The 17,569-nt window shown below is 58.7% G+C and carries 12 protein-coding genes and 5 pseudogenes; 5 read left to right on the top strand and 12 right to left on the bottom strand.

The features are described from left to right. The first annotated feature begins 304 nt into the window (after positions 1–304). Positions 305–1,510 (top strand): ParA family protein, encoded by a 1,206-nt coding sequence (locus AB4Y32_RS30640; protein WP_368724914.1) that lies wholly within the window; start codon positions 305–307, stop codon positions 1,508–1,510. Next, positions 1,507–2,499, top strand: a complete 993-nt coding sequence (locus tag AB4Y32_RS30645; RefSeq protein WP_368724968.1) for a ParB/RepB/Spo0J family partition protein — start codon at positions 1,507–1,509, stop codon at positions 2,497–2,499. Before AB4Y32_RS30640 ends, AB4Y32_RS30645 begins: the two co-directional genes overlap by 4 nt. A gap of 738 nt (positions 2,500–3,237) precedes the next feature. On the opposite strand, the pseudogene AB4Y32_RS30650 reads toward AB4Y32_RS30645, so the two are convergent. Continuing rightward, positions 3,238–3,806 (bottom strand): annotated as a pseudogene (locus AB4Y32_RS30650) (transposase); the annotation flags it as partial. Between the two features lie 337 nt (positions 3,807–4,143). Here AB4Y32_RS30650 and AB4Y32_RS30655 point away from each other — a divergent pair. Beyond that, positions 4,144–4,348 (top strand): annotated as a pseudogene (locus AB4Y32_RS30655) (transposase); the annotation flags it as partial. A gap of 31 nt (positions 4,349–4,379) precedes the next feature. On the opposite strand, the pseudogene AB4Y32_RS30660 reads toward AB4Y32_RS30655, so the two are convergent. The 10 genes and pseudogenes from AB4Y32_RS30660 to AB4Y32_RS30715 all read right to left on the bottom strand — a co-directional run. Further along, positions 4,380–4,645: pseudogene (locus AB4Y32_RS30660) on the bottom strand (DDE-type integrase/transposase/recombinase); the annotation flags it as partial. Positions 4,646–5,535: 890 nt separating this feature from the next. After that, a complete protein-coding gene (locus AB4Y32_RS30665; RefSeq protein WP_368724969.1) occupies positions 5,536–6,108 on the bottom strand; it encodes a MarR family winged helix-turn-helix transcriptional regulator in 573 nt (190 codons plus the stop codon). Between the two features lie 510 nt (positions 6,109–6,618). Beyond that, a pseudogene (locus AB4Y32_RS30680) lies at positions 6,619–7,631 on the bottom strand (IS110 family transposase). A 223-nt stretch (positions 7,632–7,854) separates the two neighbouring features. Continuing rightward, positions 7,855–8,490, bottom strand: a complete 636-nt coding sequence (locus tag AB4Y32_RS30685) for a hypothetical protein (RefSeq protein WP_368724918.1) — start codon at positions 8,488–8,490, stop codon at positions 7,855–7,857. A gap of 4 nt (positions 8,491–8,494) precedes the next feature. Further along, positions 8,495–9,472, bottom strand: coding sequence for an AAA family ATPase (locus AB4Y32_RS30690; RefSeq protein WP_368724919.1), 978 nt, complete (start codon positions 9,470–9,472; stop codon positions 8,495–8,497). 28 nt (positions 9,473–9,500) lie between these two features. Further along, positions 9,501–10,157 (bottom strand): hypothetical protein, encoded by a 657-nt coding sequence (locus AB4Y32_RS30695; protein ID WP_439899862.1) that lies wholly within the window; start codon positions 10,155–10,157, stop codon positions 9,501–9,503. A gap of 172 nt (positions 10,158–10,329) precedes the next feature. Further along, positions 10,330–11,013 carry a hypothetical protein gene (locus AB4Y32_RS30700; protein WP_368724920.1) on the bottom strand — a complete coding sequence of 228 codons (684 nt, stop codon included), beginning with the start codon at positions 11,011–11,013 and terminating at the stop codon, positions 10,330–10,332. Positions 11,014–11,017: 4 nt separating this feature from the next. Then, positions 11,018–11,995: an AAA family ATPase gene (locus AB4Y32_RS30705; protein WP_368724921.1), complete on the bottom strand. Its 978-nt coding sequence runs from the start codon at positions 11,993–11,995 to the stop codon at positions 11,018–11,020. A 28-nt stretch (positions 11,996–12,023) separates the two neighbouring features. Continuing rightward, a pseudogene (locus AB4Y32_RS30710) lies at positions 12,024–13,420 on the bottom strand (integrase). Continuing rightward, positions 13,417–14,049 (bottom strand): hypothetical protein, encoded by a 633-nt coding sequence (locus AB4Y32_RS30715; protein ID WP_368724922.1) that lies wholly within the window; start codon positions 14,047–14,049, stop codon positions 13,417–13,419. The pseudogene AB4Y32_RS30710 and the gene AB4Y32_RS30715 overlap by 4 nt, the downstream one beginning before the upstream one ends. Before the next feature lie 445 nt (positions 14,050–14,494). Between AB4Y32_RS30715 and AB4Y32_RS30720 the strand changes: the two genes are divergently transcribed. After that, positions 14,495–14,779 carry a hypothetical protein gene (locus AB4Y32_RS30720; RefSeq protein WP_368724923.1) on the top strand — a complete coding sequence of 95 codons (285 nt, stop codon included), beginning with the start codon at positions 14,495–14,497 and terminating at the stop codon, positions 14,777–14,779. Positions 14,780–14,993: 214 nt separating this feature from the next. Here the strand turns inward: AB4Y32_RS30720 and AB4Y32_RS30725 are convergent, their stop codons facing one another. After that, positions 14,994–15,854 (bottom strand): AAA family ATPase, encoded by an 861-nt coding sequence (locus tag AB4Y32_RS30725; protein WP_368724924.1) that lies wholly within the window; start codon positions 15,852–15,854, stop codon positions 14,994–14,996. Between the two features lie 466 nt (positions 15,855–16,320). On the opposite strand from AB4Y32_RS30725, the gene AB4Y32_RS30730 reads away from it, so the two are divergent. After that, the gene (locus AB4Y32_RS30730; protein ID WP_368724925.1) at positions 16,321–17,472 is read left to right on the top strand and encodes a YhcG family protein; all 1,152 of its coding nucleotides are present in this window, start codon (positions 16,321–16,323) and stop codon (positions 17,470–17,472) included. Positions 17,473–17,569 lie beyond the last annotated feature (97 nt).

The raw sequence follows: 17,569 nt of genomic DNA on the forward strand, positions 1-17,569 counted from the left end.
CGAAGCATGAGTCTGGTCCTGACCGTCCCGCTTTCAACAAAAACTCTCACCCACTATGACTGGTAGTGGCTTTCGGCATCAACAATTTTGCTCACCATGGCCTAGCTGCGGCACGAGTTCGAAGTTAGGATTTTCCGCACTTCCGGCTAAATATATCCCATATTGTGAAACGCGTGCCCGATTTTCGCTTCAATTCGAGCGAATTCCGATGTTTCCGGAAGAAATTACGTTAAGTTGCTAGTGCAGTTTTGCGTTTTTCTAGTATTCTACGGTTCGTCACGATTTCGGATGAAACCTTAAAATCATGTCCAAAGCTGAATTCCCGACGATAACGCGAAGAGTGACTTTAGGTGAACTCGCGGGTTTTTCGGAGACGCTCAATGCGCTCACGGAAGATTTACGGAATAGCATTCTGACGCCGAAGCCGAGGAAATCGGCTCCGATCTTTACGACAGCGGAGGTTGCGGAACTTTGTGGGCTAGACCGCACGAAGGTCCACTATCAGGCAACGAGAGAAGGGACGAATCTGCCTTCGGGGGAGGCCGCCGGTACAGGCCGCAGCCGGATCTTTACGTTGGCCGAAGCGCGGATTTACGTGCAGCAGCTATCCGAAATATACCAGTCCCCCTTGGTTACTGGGTCAAGGGACGCGGACGGGAAGGTGCTCTTGGTCGCGAACTTCAAGGGTGGCTCGACGAAAACGACGACATCGATGTGTCTTGCACAGGGACTGTCGCTTCGGGGACGAAAAGTTTTAGCCATCGACCTGGACCCACAGGCCTCCCTTTCCGAGTTGTGTGGGTTATATGCGGAAAAAGAAGTTGACGAAGACTCGACAGTATTGCCGTTTATCTACGATCAGACGATTGAAGGCGGCCTGTCGTCGTTTATCAAGCCTACATACTGGGATGGTTTGGATGTAATCGCTGCACATCCGTCGCTATTCAGTGCGGAGTTCTACATTCCGTCGATGCTTAAAGCGAAGCCCAGCTATCAATTTTGGGCAATCCTGCGCGAAGGTCTGGAACCGCTGCGCAAGGAGTACGACTACATCATTATCGACACGGCCCCCTCATTGTCATACCTGACGCTGAATGCGTTGATGGCTGCCGATTCGATGGTGATGCCTCTCGTTCCCGAAAGCCTCGATTTCATTAGCTCCGTGTCCTTCTGGGGACTCTTCTCTGACATCGCGAGAAATTTCATGGAGAAGGAGGCCAATAAGGCCTACGACTTCATTTCCGTCATCCTTTCCAAGGTCGACAACGGACCGACCTCGTCTGCGTCCGTCGTTCGCCCGTGGACGCAGCGCGCATATGGCGATTGGCTGACCACAACCGAGATTCCGGCAAGTTCGGCGATGAGCAGCGGTGCGCTTGCGCTTTCCACAGTGTTCGACCTCAGTAAAAAGGACGCAAGTTCAAAGACGGTTGAGCGGGTTCGCCAGCCGCTAAGGGAGTACTGCAAGTGGATCGATGACATGTACGTCGAACAATGGAGGCACGCATAATGAATATCCGTGCTCGAATGGCACAACAGACAGCTAATCTCCGCGCTGCCTCAGACTTCCCGAAAGACGACGTCGAGGCATCAAGGCAGGGCAACGACAAACCAAAGACTGGCCCGGGGATGGCGGCCGCCTTAGCCGCAGCTCAGATCAAGATCCAGGAACTAGAATCGCGCGGAGCTCAGTCGATGCTACTGGTGGCGGAGATCGTCCCAAACCCTTGGCAGCCCCGCCGAGTTTTCTCTGACGCGAAATTGTCTGAGCTGGCGGAGTCAATCCGCGAGGCAGGTTTGCTTCAACCAATCGTTGTTCGACGTGTTGAAGCCGGTTATCAGATTGTCGCGGGCGAACGCCGTTGGCGCGCTCATAAGCTGCTTGGCCTCGAGGAAATTAAGGCGTTGGTCGTTGATTGTACGGACCAAGACATGGCTGTGCTTGCACTCGTGGAAAACGTGAGCCGAGACGATCTGTCTGATTACGAGATTTCCGTGTCGATTAGACGATCAGAGAAGGAGTTCCCTAATCGTAAGCGGTTGGCCGAAGCGCTGGGCATGAGTCGGCGCGGATTGTACAAGTATCTCGCGTTCGGGAGCCTTCCAGACTTCATTACCACCGACCTCGATATAACGCCTACCCTGCTCGGGGGAAACGCTGCGGACTCAATTCTCAACGTGCTGAAAAAGCACGGTGACAACGGAATAGCCGCCGCCCGCGTGCTCTGGCCGGAAGTCACGGCTGGAAAGTTAGATCAAGGTAAATTCGCTCCGGCCATTTCGGCGATGGTGCAGCGGCGCGCGACAAGCACGTCGGCCCGGGAGAGATCTATTGAAAAATTTTTCTCGGGCAACACACACGCCGGCAGCATTACGAAAGATGTGGATAACTTCACGGTCAAGATTAAGGCAGGCGTCCTCTCAGACGCACAAGAGACTCGCATAAGGCAGGTTATTAGCGAGTTATTCAATGTCGGTCCTGGCAAAGAGGTCATTTAATAAAAAGCCCGCAAAAGCGGGCTTTTTTTCGCATCGACCGCGCGCACTGCCGTCGCTGGCGGCCAGTCGTGAGGTGCCTTAACTTGCGTCTGGGGACTTCTTGATGTGGTGTGCCTAAAAGGCACACTTTGCGCGTTCGAAGCCTTTTAGCAGCATCGACTTTCGTGTCTCCAACACACAAAACGCTTGCGGCCGAATTGACATCACTTTGATGTGACTCAAACCAGTGCGAACCCTGTTTCGAAGGCGGAAGGCCCAGTACAGGGAGAGTGCGCCTAAAAGGCCCACATGGCGTGCTCGAAGCCGTTTAGCAACTGACCGGCTGGACCGCGACCTTGTCATGCCGCCCGTTGATACCACGGGGCGGAAGATACGGGGAGGCGAAGGGCCTCAGTGCATAAAAGACTCGGCGCCGGGGGCTGTCCGTGTGCGATGAAGCCCCGGGGAAAATCCTCCCGACAGGTCAGCAGACTAGCTGGCTTGATCGGACCGGCGCGTTCTGTTTAATGAACCGAATCTGGAAATAAGCCTATTTTTCTACTCTTTCCGGCCGTTGAATGCGAAAGCCTTCGTAGATACTGCGTTCGCTTCGTCGGGACTTTTATGCGTAACGAAAATATCATCAACGGGCGCTGGTGCAGATGAACCTTCAGCTCACCGATGTGCTCAGCGACATCATGGGCATGACATGACAGGCGATCATCCGCGCAATCGTGACGGGCGAACGCGACCCGGGGGCTTTCGGGCCACCGCGGTATTGGCGCGGGGCTTGTCCATGCGGGCGCACAGGCGGCGATAGAACGCACCGAGCGCGGAGGCGCCGCGTGACAGGGCAATGGCAGCCATTTTCAATGCCTGCCGGCCGCGGTTGGCCGAGCGTTTGGCACCGGCCGACAGGACCTTGCCGCCCTGATCTTCGTGCCCGGGGCAGAGTCCCAGCCAAGAACAGAAGTGCTTCACCCTGGCAAAGCGGCTCAGGTCCGGGCGGATCTCCGAAAGCGGTGTCGACACAGTGCCCATATCCAAGATGCGCGTCAGATCGACGCGAGCCCAGTTCGCAAGTCTGTGCCGCAGGTCAAACTCCACCAGTTACCTTCTGCCAGATTTGCGCGCCGGCCCCAGGTCAGGCTGGTGCCGGTTGCGCTGATCGAGCAACGCCTGCAGTCTGGCATCGCATTCGCCAAGATGGCGGGCAATGTCGTCGTACATGGCGAGCGACTGTTCGAGCACAAACAGATGCTCTTTGCGCAGTTGCCCGTCAGCGCGCGCACGATATTGTCCTGGCTGCGCGTGACCCGGCCGTGACGCGTTTCTTCGCGAACACCGTACCCGTCAGGATTTGAGAAGCTATTAAGTCGCTTGGGAAGTCATTGAATTCGCTCCGCGAGGCGGCAACACGTTTGAAATCCAAATTCGACATTGTTATTGGTTTCGCTCGGATTCGGGAGGCTGTCGCTTCTCCGAACGTCCTCGGAGGTACTCGGGCTGTTCAACATAGTCGGCATAGTCAACCAGACTGCGCGGGACCTGCTGAGGGTAGCAAAGAGGACGGAGTGCCAGCGCTCCTTGACCGCGCAATGATCTGCCCCCGGATAACAGAGCAAACAGGAACCGTAAAATTCGTTTCCGGAGAAGAAGGCGAACATGAAGAAGCGCTTTACGGAACAGCAAATCATCGGGTTTCTGAAGGAAGCCCAGGTCGCTATGCGGTCAGGAACTGTCCGGGAAGTACGGGTTCAGTGACGCGTCGTTCTACACCTGGTGTGCGAAGCTCGGCGGCATGGGAGTCTCGGAAGCCCGCCGGTTGAAGGACATTGAGGCCGAGAACGCGCGGCTGAAGAAGCTGCTAGGCAGAGGCAATGTTCGACATGGAAGCGTTGAAGGTTCAGCGTGACGCCATTCGCATACGCCCACTGGTCGGGCGCGCGGCTCGTGAATTCGGGTCCCTGGTCTGTTCGCACCGCCTTGGGATAGCCACGGAAGCGAGCAGCACAGTCCAAGGCCCGAGCGACATACAAGCCTGAGATGCCGTGGTCCACGACAATGTCGACAGCCTCTTTCTCCTTCCTGAAATCGTCGACGATGGTCTCAGGCACTTCAGGCGCCGGCCGTTGGCAAGCGCATCCATCACGAAATCGATTGACCACACCTCGAGTTGCCACCCCGATCTAAATGATGCGCTGGGCGCAAGGTTCGCCTAGGAGCGACATGTGCGGGTATCAGCAGTAGCCGACCGCGTTGACCGTGTTGACCAGCCTGCCGGTTATGCTGATACCGACGTCCGACAGGGCGGCAGTGCGACGGCGGTGTCCAATCAGCTTGGAAAAGGAAAAGCTGCTTACGCCCACGAAGTACGCCCTCCAGGTGAAGCGTCGGCCGATTTCGCGGGGACGGAAGCGAGGACGCACGGTGAATAAATTTAACATTATGTCCCTAAGGTCGAATCGATCATGCCGGCCCGGAGCGGAAAAGGCGTCCTGCGAAGCTCGCGCAGTGGCCATGCGACAGACGACGGTGAGCACGTCGCAGCATTCTTACCTCAAGCAGATTATCAGGTTCGTGAAACATTCAGAATCAAAATGCAGTTTGCATAAGTTATTGATTTTGCGCGAATAAATTAACGAATGGCGGCATTGTTTCACGATAAATGCGACGCAGTTTCCGTCGGGCGGCGTCAACGGGCGATTCCGCGCCGCAATCGCGGCTGCTGCACCAGGATTTGTAGCAAATGCTACGTTTTCTGTAGTCGGGCGTATGGCCGGGCGGGCCAACGCGAAGCGTGTCTCAAGGTGAGGTCTTTGTGCCGGCAGCGATATCGTGCGTGTCGAACGCGGGGATGAGGGCTGCAGCGGATTTCGTTGCTGATGGTTGAACACGGGACATGCGGATGAGCCTGCATACGTTGATCGTCTCGCCGAGGGCATGGAATGACAAGGGGGACGAGAGGAGCAACACCAACGTCGATCCCGGGCACCAAAAGAACGGCCGATACATCAGCGCGCATGCCACCGGCGGTCGGGCCGCGCGTCTGCTGACTCAGCCTCGCTGGGCGAAGATCTTCCAGGTCTTTTTCTGCGTGGCGGCGTCGGCCGTTTCGTGCACCGAGCAGTCCAGACGCAGATCGGTGTCCGCCATCGACAGATCGAGCAGCATGCAGTGATGCGGCATCTTCTTCGGGTTTCTGCTCGGATCGAGATGCGTGCAGGTCACACACATCCGGTGCGGCGGTATATGGCCTTGCACTTCCAGCTGGCGTACGGTCTTCAGCAGCGTGCGATAGAAGAGCGACTGCTCTTCATCGCGCAGCGTGCCGACTGCCTTCGCGAGGAAGGCCGGCCATAGCGTAGCGCGCCTGGCCGCAGTGCGTCCCTTTGCAGTCAGGCGCAAGGCGAGGGCGCGGCCGTCGTCGAGCGCACGGCGCTTTTCAACCAGGCCCTTGGTCTCCAGGGTGCTCACGGCATCGCTCGTGGTCGCGGCCGTCAGTGCCGTTTCGCGGGCGATATCGCCCAGACGCATCGGCCCCTTGCGCTGCATCAGCAGCACGAGGATTTCGCCTTGCGTCGGCGTCAAACCTGCGCCTTCCGCCCACTCCCATGCCTGGCTGCGCATCGCCGTGCTGAGTCGCAACAGGCTGTGGGTCACCCGCCCGGTTGCCTGCCGTAGACAGTATTAAAAGTGACTCCGTTGCGCTAATAATTCTGTCATCCATTGAAAGGCCAAGGTCAAAGGATAAATACTTCTCGCTCAGGTTTTACCCTGCTTGGCTGAAACATCTACGCCACCCTCACCACGTCGACGCGCCTGAGCATGCATCCGGTTTTTCGCTCACCTGGTTGCAGAGCTGGTCTGCACCAGTCATCCATCGGGATCAAGGCGGAGGCCGGTGTTCTGGCTTTCGCCCCTGGCTCGCGTAGAACCCCAGAAAACCATCGGTGCCAGACCGGTGTCCACGGGAGTATTCACCAATGATCGGCTTGCTGCGTTAGCAGTGCCAGGCTCATTTCGGCTCATGGTCTGGGCATCCCAGCGATCGCTGTTGAGGGACGGCGGGAGCGCGTGGCCCAATCACTAGCCTGGGTTCACGCCAACAGAATTACCGGGCTCACGGCCCCGCCGGATCTAACCGAAGCATTTGGTCACCTCGAATGGTTTGCCGTCTCGCAACATGTAGAAGGCCGCCCGCGCGAGCTTGTGCGCGAGCGCCTTCATGGCGACCACGGGCATGCGCCGGGCTTTCTTGCGCTCGTAGAAGCGCCTCGCCTGCGGACAGCTGCGCATGGCAACAGCGGCAGCCTCAAAAGGCCCAGGAGAGATACTTGTTGCCATTCTTCGCATTGCCTTCGCCTTTCTTCCTGCCGTTCGAGACGCGCCTGCTTTCAACGCACCGGCAGTAGGAACTGAACTGGCCGACAGTGCGGAAACGGGAAATGGTGCCCGTCTCCAGCATGATCGTGGTCGCGAGTGTGTGTCCGATTCCGGGTGCAGTTTCGAGGATCACGAACTCCGGACGCAGTTTTACTTCGCGATGAAGCGTCGACTCGATTACCCTGATTTGCGCCTGCAGGGTGCGCAGGACCGCGAGATTTGCCGCCAGGGCAGTCTCGATGTGCAGCGGCAAGGCGAGTGCAGTCACGGGCTGCGCTGTCGAGGTGGCGGACCTGTTCTGCGTTGAGGTGCAGATTCAGCTGACGCGCCAGGATGTTCTCGATACTGATCGTGTTCAGCGTGCTTTGCTGCACAAGCTGCATGCGCTTGCGGGCGAGATCACGCAGGCCTCGCTCCTGGGGCGGATAGATGTAACCTTCTGGCAGGAGCCCGAGGCGGAAGATGTGCGCGAGAAACACGGCATCGCGTTCGTCGCCGGCGTACTTCAAGCCCTCGTACTGCTTGATGGCGGCGGTGTTGGCCAGATGGACGGCAAAGCCGGCCGCCATCAGTCCGTCGACAAGCCAGTACCAGTTATAGGTTGACTCCACAACTACCCCTTGCAGGTCCTCGCGGAATGGCGCGAGGACCGCGATGATTGATGACAGGTCGTTGGCCAGTCGCTTGCAGTAAAGCACCCGATCCTGATCGTCGATCACGGCGACGACGGCGTTGTTCGAGTGCAGATCGATGCCGGTATACTTCATTTGCGCCTCCTGAACGGGTCGGTTGAGCTTGGCATCTCGACTGTAGACCCTGGCCGCCCCCTTCTTTGGGCGGCCAGGAGGCCTTTCTATGATTATCACTTCGCGTTCGCATGATGCAGCGGCGCGAAAAACTTCAGCAGATTCAGGCGTTTACGGGAAACGAAATAAAAGTGTCTCCAACTGCTTTCGAGATGCCAGCGCCGACAACTCGCGACCACGCACTTCACGAGCCATCGTTCATGTCGTTGCCCGAGCGCAGCAGCCAGTGGCGACTTAGCGCCATGCGGTCCTGCCTGCGCATCGCGGGAATGGTCGACAGGAGCGAAAGTCGACCATAACTGAAATGGGAACGGCACCGTAAGCATCGAAATGGAGCCTCGATCACGCTGGCGCTGACGATGTACGGCGTCTCGCCACCGCAGTGCGGACAACGTGTGTCGAGTGATTCGTGATGTGCGGGGCAGCGATATGCATCCTCAAGCTGAAATAGCACGCTGTGGTAGCCATGCGCGGCGCACAGCCGGCAATATCGGAACGCCGCGTGAAACCGGCCGGGAAATGCGGCATCAAGCAAGGACACCCGCAACACATCTTCTGGCAGCCGGAGTATGCGGCACAGGCGCGTGAGTTCGATGTTGTCGCGCACAGGTGCAACGCCGTCATAAGGATCAACCCGTGGGCTGATCAGATGCACGAGCGCGTCTCCGGGCAGGACATTGGCGCACGCGAACTTCCACAGGATAGAGACAAGCGATTCGCCCGGCATCAGCCACTTCGGGTTGAACGCGCTTCCTCGAGAAAGCGAAAGCTCCCCCTCATCAAACGCCAGAATCGGGAAGCGCGGCCGTGTCAGCGCCACGAGATCACACCGCTGCCAGCACGCGGCCCGTCGCATGACGGGACTGAACATAGCCGCAGTGCTGAACCGCGTGAGTCCACAAGGCAGCATCAGGGCAGTGGCCCGGAGCGTCCTTGAGTTCGCTTTCCTTGAGTACGATCTCGACAGCGCGTGTAAACGACTCCATCGGAATCTCGAGATTACCCGGCAGGCTCGCCTTATGATGTGCAGCCTCAAACGCTTGCCAGAGCGTGCCCGAGTCGGCGACCAGGCGATAGCCGGCGTCAAACGCCTGCGGGATGTAGAACCGCGTGAAGCTCCAATGCGAACCTTCCGCATACGCGGTCTGATCGTAGCCATTCAGGCACGTGGCGACGTCTTCGGCGTTCCTGATGCCATAGAACGCGAGTTCCTCAACCATAAGACGCGCAACAATCTGTGTTTTGCCTGCGACCTGCAAGGCTGTCTTCTGCGCCAGCAGTTCCTGCTGGCCGACGAGGAACGTGAAGAGCTTGATCTGCTGACGATCGAGCGCATCATGCACATCACGCAGCCATTCATATTCATTCTCGTTGTAACGTTGGCTCTCATCGCAGAAGAGGAGTACGGTGCCGCTCCCGGAGCGGGCCGCGGCCTCTCGGATACGCAGCGAGAGGCGACTTCGCTTTGCGGCGCTTGTACCCGCGTGCGGAGCATGATCACCGACGGCCTCCAGAAGATTGGCGAAGAATGGGCCTTCCGCATGCCGCGGCTTGTGCTCGCACTGTGCATGGTAGCTGGACATCCTCGGGTGCTGACGCGCTAGCAGGAGCCGCACATACTCGATCGCGCGGGTTTTGCCAATGCGCGGCGGTCCATAGATAAGTGCGCCCGGGATCCGATAGCGCAGGCAGCGGGTGACAAGCTCGTAGAGCGCTTCGATCGCGGGCGTCGCCAGGCGGTAATTGCCCGTGACGAGCGGATGCAGCGAAGGATCAATCGGACGCGGCACTTCGAGCGACATGATGCACCTCCTGGCGTGAGCGACGAAATCAGAAAACCTGTCCGGTACCGATGGAGAGCTTGCGTGGGCGCACCGATAGCCGTGGCGCGAAATCGATGTCCGTCGCCGGTTGTGTGCCCGGGATTGGCGCGGCGATTGTTGTCGCAGTCTCTACCTCGACCCGACGTTTCGGCCCCACAGGCGTGCGTACCGTCGGAGCCGACGTCAGAATCCGCGTGACATTGGCGAGATCCGTCGCTGCTTTCCGGGTCTTCCTCGCCTGCGTGAGCTTTTGCTGGACGTAGGCCTCGATTGGATTGGGATCGATCGCAGCAATATGGCGTCGGCGCTTGCCAGATTGCTTGAGAATCTCCTGACGCAGCTTGAGATTGTGCGGCACCACGCCCCACGCCCCTTGCGCCTCGAGGACACCGAGTTCCTCGCCATTTGTCACGAAGGCGCGTACTGAGCGCAAATCGTCAGCGTTCATGTAGACCAGCAGATACTCGCCGATCAGATGCGTACCTGCCGCGAGCAACCGGCTCGTGTAGCGCACACCATGCAGGTTGATATGCGGACGCACGCCTTGAGAGAGATAGGCGCACACCCGGCATCGTCGGGCCGATTGCATTAGGCAGAGCGTCTGGCGACGCGCCTGGGCCAGCCATCTCACAAGCGTCTGTTTGCCGCGCACGAAATACTCCATAGCTTCGAGCGGCGTTGCGTTGTTGAGGCCCGCGTGCGGTGTGCCGTTGTCGTAGACCGAAGCAAAGTTGTCACAACTTCGCTAGTAAAGTTGTCACTTCGCGGCGTCTCGATGTCGGCGAGCCGGTAAAAGCGCTTGAAATCAGCGGCTTGCAGCAAGCGAAGCAAAGTTGTCACTGGTTTGGCGTCGCGCGGGTGTCAAGAATGGACGTTGCGAACCCGGAGCCCACGGCGTCGACGGCATTGCCTAATCGCAGAAAGACGCGACGTCTGATGGCGATGCGCTCGTGCCTGCGCATCGCAGGAAGGGTCGAGAGGAGCGAAAGTCGTCCATAACTGAAGTGGGATCGGCACGATACGCATCGAAACGGTGCCTCAATTACGCTGGTGCAGACGATGTACGGCGTCTCGATACCGCAGTGCGGACAACGTGTGTCGAGTGATTCGTGATGTGCCGGGCAGCGATATTCATCCTCAAGTTGATGTAGCACGCTATGGTAGCCATGCGCGGCGCACAGCCGGCAATATCGGAACGCCGCGTGAAACCGGCCGGGAAGTGCGGCATCAAGCAAGGACACCCGTAACACATCTTCTGGCAGCCGGAGTATGCGGCACAGGCGCGTGAGTTCGATGTCAGTGCGAACAGGCACCACGCCTTCGTGCGGATCAACGCAGGGACTAATCAGATGCACGAGCACATCGCCGGGCAGAACGTTGGCGCACGCGAACTTCCACAGGATGGAGACAAGCGATTCCCCCGGCATCAGCCACTTTGGATTGAACGCGCTTCCTCGCGAAAGTGAAAGCGCCCACTCATCAAACTCCAGAATGGGGAAGCGCGGCCGTTTGAGCGCCACGGAATCACACCGCTGCCAGCACGCGTCCAGTCGCATGGCGGGACTGAACATAGCCGCAGTGCTGAACCGCGTGAGTCCACAATGCAGCCTCAGGACAGTAACCCGGAGCGTCCTTGAGCTCGCTTTCCTTGAGCACGATCTCGACAGCGCGTGTAAACGACTCCATCGGTAAATCGAGGTTGCCTGGCAGGCTCGCCTTATGGTGTGCAGCCTCGAACGCTTGCCAAAGCTTGCCCGAATCGTTGATCAGGCGATAGCCAGCGTCAAACGCCTGTGGGATGTAGAACCGCGTGAAGCTCCAGTGAGAACCCTCCGGATACGCGGTCTGATCATAGCCATTCAGGCACGTCGCGACATCCTCGGCATTCCGGATGCCGTAGAACTCAAGTTCCTCGACCATCAGACGCGCAACGATCTGTGTCTTGCCGGCGACCTGCAAGGCCGTCTTCTGCGCCAGCAGTTCCTGCTGACCGACGAGGAACGTGAAGAGCTTGATCTGCTGACGATCGAGCGCGTCATGCACGTCACGCAACCATTCATATTCATTCTCGTTGTAACGTTGGCTCTCATCGCAGAAGAGGAGTACGGTGCCGCTCCCGGCGCGGGCGGCGGCCTCGCGTATGCGCAGCGAGAGGCGACTTCGCTTTGCGGCGCTCGTACCCGCGTGCGGAGCATGATCACCGACGGCCTCCAGCATATTGGCGAAGAACGGGCCTTCGGCGTGTCGCGGCTTGTGCTCACACTGTGCGTGGTAGCTGGACATCTTTGGGTACTGACGCGCAAGCAGGAGCCGCACATACTCGATCGCGCGGGTTTTACCGATGCGCGGGGGGCCGTAGATAAGCGCGCCCGGGATCCGATAGCGCAGGCAGCGTGTGACGAGCTCGTAGAGCACTTCGATCGCAGGCGTCGCCAGGCGGTAATTGCCGGTGACGAGTGGATGCAATGACGGATCAATCGGACGCAGGATTTGCTGCGACATGGTGGAACCTCCCATGCAAACGACAGGGCTAGAAAACCTGGCCAGTGCCAATGGTGAGCTTGCGCGGGCGCGCGCACGCAGGTGGGGATTCATTGCCGGTATCCGGAGTCAACGTGGTCGCGGACGGGGCGACGGTAGGTGAGGCGAGAGGACCCGGCGGTACTCCCACAACCGGCGCCGCGGCGAGCGTCCGCATCGCCTGTGCGAGGTCGGAGGCCGCCTTTCGCGTCTTCCTGGCCTCGGCAAGCTTGGCCTGAACGTAGGCTTCGATCGGGTTTGAGCCGAGCGTGCTTTTGTCGCCGTGCAGCTTCAGGATTTCCTGACGTAGCTTCAGATTGTGCGGTTTGACGCTCCACGCCCCTTGCGCTTCAAGCACGCCGAGCTCCGTGCCATCGGCGAGAAACGCGCGCACGCAGCGAAGGTCGTCCACGTTCATGTAGATGAGCAGAGGTTGTCCGATCAGGTGCGTACTGCAGGCGAGCACGGCATTGGTGTAGCGAACGCGATACAGATTGATGTGCGGTCGTACTCCCTGCTCGAGATACGCGCGCACGCGGCAGCGCCGCGCCGTTTGCATCAGGCACAGCGTTCGGCGATGTCGCTCGGGCAGCCAGGTAAGCAACTGCTGTTGGGAGCGCACGAAATACGTCATGGCTTCGAGAGGCGTCACGTTATTGAGACCGCTATGCGGGGTACCGTGGTAGCTGGCGATCGAATAGTCGATCAGGTCCTCGAGTTCGTTCAACGATACGTAAAGGCGCAGGTTGCCCTTTGGATCGGCAAGTGCCCGGCGCAGATCACGCGGATGTGAACCCGTAAAACCCGGCAATCGCGAAGACAGGCGCGACTGGACTGTGCCGAAAAAGCGCTCTATGTAAGGCCGGTCGTCAGGGCTGTAGTGGGGTCCAGCGTCGACACTGCAGCCAACGAATTCACACAGCGCGGCAAGCGTGTCGGCCGCAAGATTCGCCTTCGCGTTGTCGAGTTTCATCCACTCCCACGTCACGTACGCCAGTTCGGGCAGGCGCTGGGACGGAAAGCCGTCCTGTGCTCCATACGAGAGGCCCGGAATGCCGAAGGTGCGCTCACGGTGAGGCTCGAGCGCTTTCTCGATCGTCTTAATGACGTCGTAGCGACCATATTCACGCGCGAGCACGAGATGGTATGCGCAATAAGCGCGCGAAACCCAAAGATGCGCCCGTCATGATGCTGTTCGAGCGCCCGTTCAAGCAAACGATATAGCTGCCGGCGATTCACGCCGGTAGCGTCTTCGATGTCTTTGATGGACTCGCCGAGCGCGTAGCGCTCGATTGCATGCATCCGGGACCTGAAGCGTTCGCGCGCGGTCGCATCAAGCTCGGTCCATGCTACCGTTGGCCAGGTCGTCACATCGAGGGCTTGCAGTTCGGGTTTGCGGCGACTCATGATCGGGCCTCGGCAGCAGCAAAGCGCGTGAGCCAGGAAAGGGACGCGGTGCGCAACTCGGGCGCAACGATCCGGCCTGCGTGCAGCAGGGTGAACACCGCAGCGCGCGCCAGGATGGGATCGTCCGTTGAGAATTCGCGCTCGATGGCAAGTAATGGTTGAGCCGTTGCAACGAAGCGCTCGATCGCATCAAGGAGCGAAGCAGGCACAAGGCCGCGCGTGGCGGTAAGGCAGGGCAGCATGCGCTGCCAGTTGTCGATCCAGACGCGCGAGACGGCCAGGTCGGCAGGCTCAAGCAGACGCACGGCTATGGCGCCGACGTCGACATCCGCGTGGAGCTTACCGTCTTTAACCGCGACCGGATCGGGTAGGAGCAGTAGCTCTTGACGGTCAGGGTAGCAGACCTGGAAATCGGCGAGAAATCGCTGATCGCCGAACTGGACAAAGCCAGGGCGTTCACAGAAGGCACGCACCGTCGGATCCGACTCGAGCACGATCCATTCATCGACAGCGCAGCGTCGGTCGAATGTGAGCCGACGCTTGAGCTTCGGGCTGAAGACTTCGAAACGGTGCGCACCGCGCGTTCGCGCAAGCGCGACCGGTCGCATCATCTGCAGGGAATCGTCCATAAGATCAAGGTCTTACGAGCGGGATTCGAAGTCTAGGATGCGAATTGACAATTTTTATTCGTACATATGCGAATTGACGAATTTATTTCGTTGAGAGTGCAAGTAAAGTGGTCAATCGAGGCTACGGAACCACCATGCTATAAGGATACCGAATTGACATCTTTGTTTCGTTTTACGCTTGTTTTCACGGTCTCGCTGCTGCGAACAGTTGATCCGTACGGGCTTGCGCCAGATTGAATGTCGGACGTGGCCGGAGAAGCCCGGGTACGGGTCACACGCACCGCTGGCACCTACGCGTTGGGAACCGAGAATTTGAACTCCTCACCACTGGCCCCAAATGGTTCGACACGCGGCTCCAGCGTGGTGGCGGTGGCGGTATCGATCTTGCAATGCACTTACTGGCACTAGACTTCAGGCAGGCCATCACAAAGCTTAGGCAAGTGCTGTGAGATACGTCCTCGCAAACGAGAAATTGGTCGTCGCGGGACGTATCTGGAAGGGCTTTCCCCTGCTGCTTAATACACGCGGCAATCCGATGGAGCCCGCGCAGTCATTTCTCTGGGACTTGATCTCATCGAATGGTCGAGTGAGCAGTCCGAAGTCGTGGGATTCGTATGGCCGGGCTCTGTACGACTTTTTTGCCTTCGTTTTTGCCAACGGTCTGGAATGGCAGCAACCCGGCTCGGCTGGCGTGCCAAGTGCACTTGAAGCCCATGACGTATCGGAATGAAGCTAGCGTCCGCTTTGACGTGATCGGCTAGGAGCGGAAGCAACGCGTCGCAGTCCACGGATCGATATTTTTCCAGTTCAACAGCGTCGACTCGCCCTCGCGCCACCATCATTGTTCGCCTCCCCATTGCCGAAAATCCAACCCCGCTACTCGTCTGTAAAACAGACTTTGCTACTCAACGACAAGAGCGCGCACCTCTGGGAATCAGCATATATCAAAAAGGACTTTTGTCACTAACATCTTTAACTATCCTTATCATCGGAATCTCGAGACTACCCGGCAGGCTCGCCTTATGATGTGCAGCCTCAAACGCTTGCCAGAGCGTGCCCGAGTCGGCGACCAGGCGATAGCCGGCATCAAACGCCTGCGGGATGTAGAACCGCGTGAAGCTCCAATGCGAACCCTCCGGATACGCGGTCTGATCGTAGCCATTCAGGCACGTGGCGACGTCTTCGGCGTTCCTGATGCCATAGAACGCGAGTTCCTCAACCATCAGACGCGCAACAATCTGTGTTTTGCCTGCGACCTGCAAGGCTGTCTTCTGCGCCAGCAGTTCCTGCTGGCCGACGAGGAACGTGAAGAGCTTGATCTGCTGACGATCGAGCGCATCATGCACATCACGCAGCCATTCATATTCATTCTCGTTGTAACGTTGGCTCTCATCGCAGAAGAGGAGTACGGTGCCGCTTCCGGAGCGGGCCGCGGCCTCTCGGATACGCAGCAAGAGGCGACTTCGCTTTGCGGCGCTTGTACCCGCGTGCGGAGCATGATCACCGACGGCCTCCAGCAGATTGGCGAAGAATGGGCCTTCCGCGTGCCGCGGCTTGTGCTCGCACTGTGCATGGTAGCTGGACATCCTCGGGTGCTGACGCGCTAGCAGGAGCCGCACATACTCGATCGCGCGGGTTTTGCCAATGCGCGGCGGTCCATAGATAAGTGCGCCCGGGATCCGATAGCGCAGGCAGCGGGTGACAAGCTCGTAGAGCGCTTCGATCGCGGGCGTCGCCAGGCGGTAATTGCCCGTGACGAGCGGATGCAGCGAAGGATCAATCGGACGCGGCACTTCGAGCGACATGATGCACCTCCTGGCGTGAGCGACGAAATCAGAAAACCTGTCCGGTACCGATGGAGAGCTTGCGTGGGCGCACCGATAACCGCGAGTTCCGGCCCGGTTATGCCACTGCCTTGACAGCCGCATAACCCCACCGGCTTACACTCAGACACCACCTCTACAACCAACCGGGAGATGCTGTACCTCCACCGATTGCTCAGGCAAGTAACGTAGTGATGGCGACACAGGTCAGACCGTGGTTGGCGAAGCCCATCAAAGTCAGGGCACTTTGCGTGCGATTAGCTGATTGAGGAGCCGACCAGCGTATTCCATCAGGGACACCAGGCCGAACGCCTGACATCAAAGTCCGGATGTATGGCCGCAATCAACGCCTACGAACCATCGCTCACCGCAAGCCTGGCAAACCGGGGGCGTCCATGTATGGACTCAGGTATCCTTCTATCGAAGAGACTCGTGGAACCCAGAAGCAATGACAGATGTGATTCTGCCCGAAGGCGACTACCGCAATACACTCAGTGATGTTGTCGCGCTGCTTGAGGAGGGGCGGCGGGCTGCGGCACGGAGCGTCAATGCACTGATGACGGCGACGTACTGGATGGTTGGCCGTCGGATCGTCGAATCGGAGCAGGGTGGACAGGAACGTGCGGGATATGGGCAGGCACTCCTGCAGCACCTGTCGGCGGACCTGACCAGACAGTTTGGGCGGGGCTTCGGCGCGGACAATCTGGAATTGATGCGCCTGTTCTACCAGAGCTATCCGGCGGGCGACATATCCGAATCAGTGATTCGGAAATCCCGGACCCGGGCGTCCAGGGCAAATTCCGAATCGCTGGTTCGGAATTTTTCGCTCCAGCAACTCGCGGAGCGCTTCCCGCTGTCCTGGACGCATTACGTGCGGCTGATGCGACGGACGCGATCGCCCGAAGAGCGGGCGTTCTACGAAGCGGAAGCGCTGCGTGGCGGCTGGAGCGTGAGGCAGCTCGAACGTCAGATTGGCAGCCAGTTCTACACGCGCACACTGATGTCCAAAGATAAGCGCGCCATGCTCGAGAAGGGCGCCGTCGCGAAACCCGGTGACACGGTGTCTCCTGAAGAAGCGATCAAGGATCCGTATGTCCTGGAGTTCCTTGACCTGAAGGACGAGTATTCCGAAAGCGATCTTGAAGAGGCGCTCATCCACCGGCTGGAGGACTTCCTGCTTGAGCTGGGCGGCGACTTCACGTTCGTCGGGCGGCAGCGAAGGTTGCGCATCGGTGACAGCTGGTTTCGCGTGGATCTGCTCTTTTTTCACAGGCGTCTGCGATGTCTGGTGATCATCGATCTCAAACTGACCGAGCTGAACCATGCTGACGTCGGGCAGATGCATATGTACTGCAACTACGCGAAGGAACACTGGACGCTGCCCGGCGAAAATCCGCCGGTCGGCCTGATCCTTTGCGCGAGGACCAATGCAGCGATCGCACGCTATGCACTCGACGGACTGCCCAACAAGGTGCTCGCGGCGGAGTATCACACCGTACTTCCAGACGAGCAATTGCTCGCCGACGAATTGGCGAAAACCCGTCGCGAATGGGAAGCGCAACATCCCATCCTGCCGGACAGCGATTGCGCGCGCGACTGAGTAACCGGAATCCGTTCTAAAGACGGAGCAGGGCGACAAAGCTAACGCTTCGCAAGCGCTTACTTCGCGGCAGTGGAGCGCCTGACTGAAAACGAGT

It is taken from the genome of Paraburkholderia phymatum (genome assembly GCF_040965635.1).
Classification (GTDB): Bacteria; Pseudomonadota; Gammaproteobacteria; order Burkholderiales; family Burkholderiaceae; genus Paraburkholderia; species Paraburkholderia phymatum_B.

Bases quoted from the DNA above. Each gene is read 5' to 3' on its own strand.
- AB4Y32_RS30640 (WP_368724914.1), top strand. From the start codon at position 305: ATGTCCAAAGCTGAATTCCCGACGATAACGCGAAGAGTGACTTTAGGT.
- AB4Y32_RS30665 (WP_368724969.1), bottom strand. From the start codon at position 6,108: ATGCGCAGCCAGGCATGGGAGTGGGCGGAAGGCGCAGGTTTGACGCCG.
- AB4Y32_RS30690 (WP_368724919.1), bottom strand. From the start codon at position 9,472: ATGTCGCTCGAAGTGCCGCGTCCGATTGATCCTTCGCTGCATCCGCTC.
- AB4Y32_RS30695 (WP_439899862.1), bottom strand. From the start codon at position 10,157: ATGGAGTATTTCGTGCGCGGCAAACAGACGCTTGTGAGATGGCTGGCC.
- AB4Y32_RS30705 (WP_368724921.1), bottom strand. From the start codon at position 11,995: ATGTCGCAGCAAATCCTGCGTCCGATTGATCCGTCATTGCATCCACTC.
- AB4Y32_RS30715 (WP_368724922.1), bottom strand. From the start codon at position 14,049: ATGGACGATTCCCTGCAGATGATGCGACCGGTCGCGCTTGCGCGAACG.
- AB4Y32_RS30725 (WP_368724924.1), bottom strand. From the start codon at position 15,854: ATGTCGCTCGAAGTGCCGCGTCCGATTGATCCTTCGCTGCATCCGCTC.
- AB4Y32_RS30730 (WP_368724925.1), top strand. From the start codon at position 16,321: ATGACAGATGTGATTCTGCCCGAAGGCGACTACCGCAATACACTCAGT.